Annotated in this window: 3 protein-coding genes; 2 read left to right on the forward strand and 1 reads right to left on the reverse strand. The window is 68.6% G+C overall.

Annotated elements, in window-relative coordinates:
• Positions 1–254: 254 nt before the first annotated feature.
• A complete protein-coding gene (rho, locus tag WBA11_RS18370; protein WP_424522084.1) occupies positions 255–1,742 on the reverse strand; it encodes a transcription termination factor Rho in 1,488 nt (495 codons plus the stop codon).
• A 423-nt stretch (positions 1,743–2,165) separates the two neighbouring features.
• Here rho and WBA11_RS18375 point away from each other — a divergent pair, with 423 nt between their 5' ends.
• A complete protein-coding gene (locus WBA11_RS18375) occupies positions 2,166–2,327 on the forward strand; it encodes a hypothetical protein (protein WP_424522085.1) in 162 nt (53 codons plus the stop codon).
• Positions 2,327–2,926: a ribonuclease HII gene (locus tag WBA11_RS18380; RefSeq protein WP_424522086.1), complete on the forward strand. Its 600-nt coding sequence runs from the start codon at positions 2,327–2,329 to the stop codon at positions 2,924–2,926. Before WBA11_RS18375 ends, WBA11_RS18380 begins: the two co-directional genes overlap by 1 nt.
• Positions 2,927–3,092 lie beyond the last annotated feature (166 nt).

Consider the following 3,092-nt stretch of genomic DNA (forward strand, 5'->3'; position numbering starts at 1 on the left):
GCCTCGGGACGGTCCTTGATGGACACATAGCCGTACTGGACCTCGGGCTCGTCAGGCTCGTGGAGTTCGATGCCAGGGCGGAAGTCGGGCACGGGTGCGGCTGTGGTTCGCCGGAGTAGACCGCAACCGCGTCGATGTCTAACGGCACGGCCTCGAGGGCGGAATGCTCGAGGCCCCACCGGTGACATCAACGCCGTGCAAAGAACGGGGGCGCCACTCGCGCGGCGCCCCCGTTCGTCCTCGAGGACGGGTCGCTACTCCGACGGGATCAGGTCCAGGAGAAGCTGCTTGTTCGACTCGCTGAGCTGGATCTGCTTGATGAGCGCCTGCATCGCCTCGTCCGGGTAGCGGGAGTTCAGCGCGCGCAGGAGCATGTTGCGCGAGTGCGCGACCTCGTCCTCGATGAGCCGTTCCTCGTTCCGCGTGCCCGAGCGCTTGATGTTGATGGCCGGGTAGATCCGCTTTTCCGAGAGGTCCCGGTCCAGGACGATCTCGGAGTTGCCGGTCCCCTTGAACTCCTCGAAGATGACGTCGTCCATGCGGCTTCCGGTCTCTACGAGAGCCGTGGCCACGATCGTCAGCGAGCCGCCGTTCTCGATGTTGCGGGCCGCGCCGAAGATCTTGCGCGGGATCAAGAGCGCGCGCGCATCGAGGCCGCCCGACATCGTCCGGCCGGAGTTGCCGCCGTGCAGGTTGAACGTCCGGCCCAGGCGCGTGAGCGAGTCGAGCAGGATGGCGACGTCGTGGCCCTGCTCCACCAAGCGGCGGGCGTACTCGAAGGCCATCGTGGCGACGCGGACGTGGTTGTCCTCGCCGGCGTCGTTCGAGGACGCGAAGACGGTCGCCTCGGTGTTGCGGCGGAAGTCGGTCACCTCCTCGGGGCGCTCGTCGATCAGGAGCGCGACCAGCTTGACGTCGGGGTGGTTCTGCGAGAGCCCGGCCGCGAGCCCTTTGAGGATAAACGTCTTGCCCGCACGCGGCGGCGCCACGATGAGCGCGCGCTGGCCCTTGCCAAGCGGCGAGACCATGTCGATGACGCGCATCGAGATGTCGCTCTTGTCCGTCACCACGTCGAGCTTCTCTTCGGGGTAGATCACCATCCCGTCGTCGAAGTCCGGGAGCTCGGCCCACTCGTCGGGCGTCATGCCCATGACCTCCGTCACCTCGGTGACCTGCCAGGCGCCCTTGCGGCCCGGCTTGATGGTCCCCTTGAGCTGGACGCCGTCGCGCAGGTTGTGCTTCTGGATGAGCGGCGGCGGCATGAACGGGTCGTTGTCGCCCTTGGAGAGCGACGTCGAGATCTCGCGGATGAAGCCGAACTTCTTGTCGCCGATCAGCTCGAGCATGCCCACGAAGGGCTCGCCCGGCTTTCCGTTGTCGTCGGTCTTCTTGTTGCTGTTCCGGCTCCGCTTTTTGCGGCGACGGCCTCCGCCCTGATCCTCAGAGTCGTCCGCGTCGTCACCGGACTCGTCCACCGCGGTCTCGTCGAGCTTGTCGCTCGAGGCGACCGGCTCGGACTTGCGCGTCCGCCGGCGGCGCTTGGGGGCCTCCTCGGTCGCGTCTGCCGACGTCTCCTGGGGCTCGGCCTTCTTGCGCGTTTTGCGCTTCGGCTTGGCCTCGGTGGCGGACCCGTTAGAGGACGGGCTGCTTCCTCCGGTAAGGTCGATGATGGGGGCGCGCGGGCGGCGGGGCTTGGTCGCGGCGGTTTCGTCGGCGTCAGCCTTCGGGGTCTTGTCTGCCATAGAGTGGCGTGTCGTTCGGGGAGCGCCGGGGGGCGCGTGGGATCGGCCGGACCTCGAGGCGGACAGAGCCGCGACGGGGGGCGAGCGGGTCTCGCCGGTCGGCAGGAATCGGGAATGCGGCTGCGCCGCCGGTTCTGAACGCGTGGCAGGACTGCCACGAATGGGAACACGTCAGGCCAGGAATCCGACGGTCGGCATCACCTCGCTCCGCTGCGACGGCTGGGACCTGGCCTTGAAAGCCCCTTCGGCGTCGGTTCGGTTCGCCTGCGGGACTCGCTTGAGACGTCGGCAAAGATAGGTGGTTTCAGTCGGCCCTTCAACCCCAGGGCCTTCACAGGGCCTTCCCTGAGCGCGGCCCCGGCCTCGAGGCCGAACCGGCCGGCTCCCGACCGCGTTGGCCGACCTCGACGCGCCCTCGTTTCGATGGTCTTGCTCTACATCCTTGCGGCTCTGATCTTGCTGTGGTTCCTGGTCGGGGTCGCGACGTGCATCTCCGTCTCGGTCAAGGAAGCCGAGCGCGACGGGCGGCCTCGAGGACGAGCAGCGCTCCGCGGCGCGTTGAAGGCGTTCGCTCACATGGCGTAGTGCCAGACCTCGACCTAGAACGCGCGCACTGGGGCCGCGGCCACATCGTCGCGGGGACCGACGAAGCGGGCCGTGGATGCCTGGCGGGTCCCGTGGTGGCGGCGGCCGTCGTTCTGCCGCGAGACGCCGCGCTTCCCGGCCTCGACGACTCGAAAAAGCTATCGGCAGAGGCGCGCGAGGCCCTCGTCCCCGAGATCCACCGTGTCGCGGTCGCCGTCGGGGTCGGCCTGTGCTCGCCGGCCGAGGTCGACGAGCTGAACATCCTGTGGGCCTCGATGGAGGCGATGCGCCGCGCCGTCCTCGCCCTCGAGGTCGAACCCGACGTGGTGCTGGTGGACGGCAACCGGACGATCCCGAATGCGACGTGGGCGCAGGAACCCGTCGTCAAGGGCGATACCAAGAGTTTGTCCATCGCGGCGGCGTCGGTGATCGCGAAGACGACGCGGGACGCGACCATGGTCGACCTCGACGCGGCGTTCCCGGCGTACGGGTGGGCGCGGCACAAGGGCTACCCCACGGCGCAGCACTACGCCGCCCTCGAGGCGCACGGCCCGAGCCCGCACCATCGCCGCTCGTTTCGGCTGGCCAAGCGCGCGTAGCACCCGCCGGGTTCTCCACACCCTTGTCCACGGTGTGGACTACCGCGTTCGTTCCCAGAGCCTCAGGATCTCGAGCACCTCGCGCGTGACCGCCGACGGCTGGTCGTCCGCGTCGGCGACGACATGAGCCTGGGCGTAGAACGGCTCGCGAGCGTCGAGCAGGGAC

It is taken from the genome of Rubrivirga sp., from assembly GCF_049648075.1.
In the GTDB taxonomy this organism is placed as follows: Bacteria; Bacteroidota; Rhodothermia; order Rhodothermales; family Rubricoccaceae; genus Rubrivirga.

Coding starts and splice junctions, on each gene's coding strand:
- rho (WP_424522084.1), bottom strand. CDS start 1,742: ATGGCAGACAAGACCCCGAAGGCTGACGCCGACGAAACCGCCGCGACC.
- WBA11_RS18375 (WP_424522085.1), top strand. CDS start 2,166: ATGGTCTTGCTCTACATCCTTGCGGCTCTGATCTTGCTGTGGTTCCTG.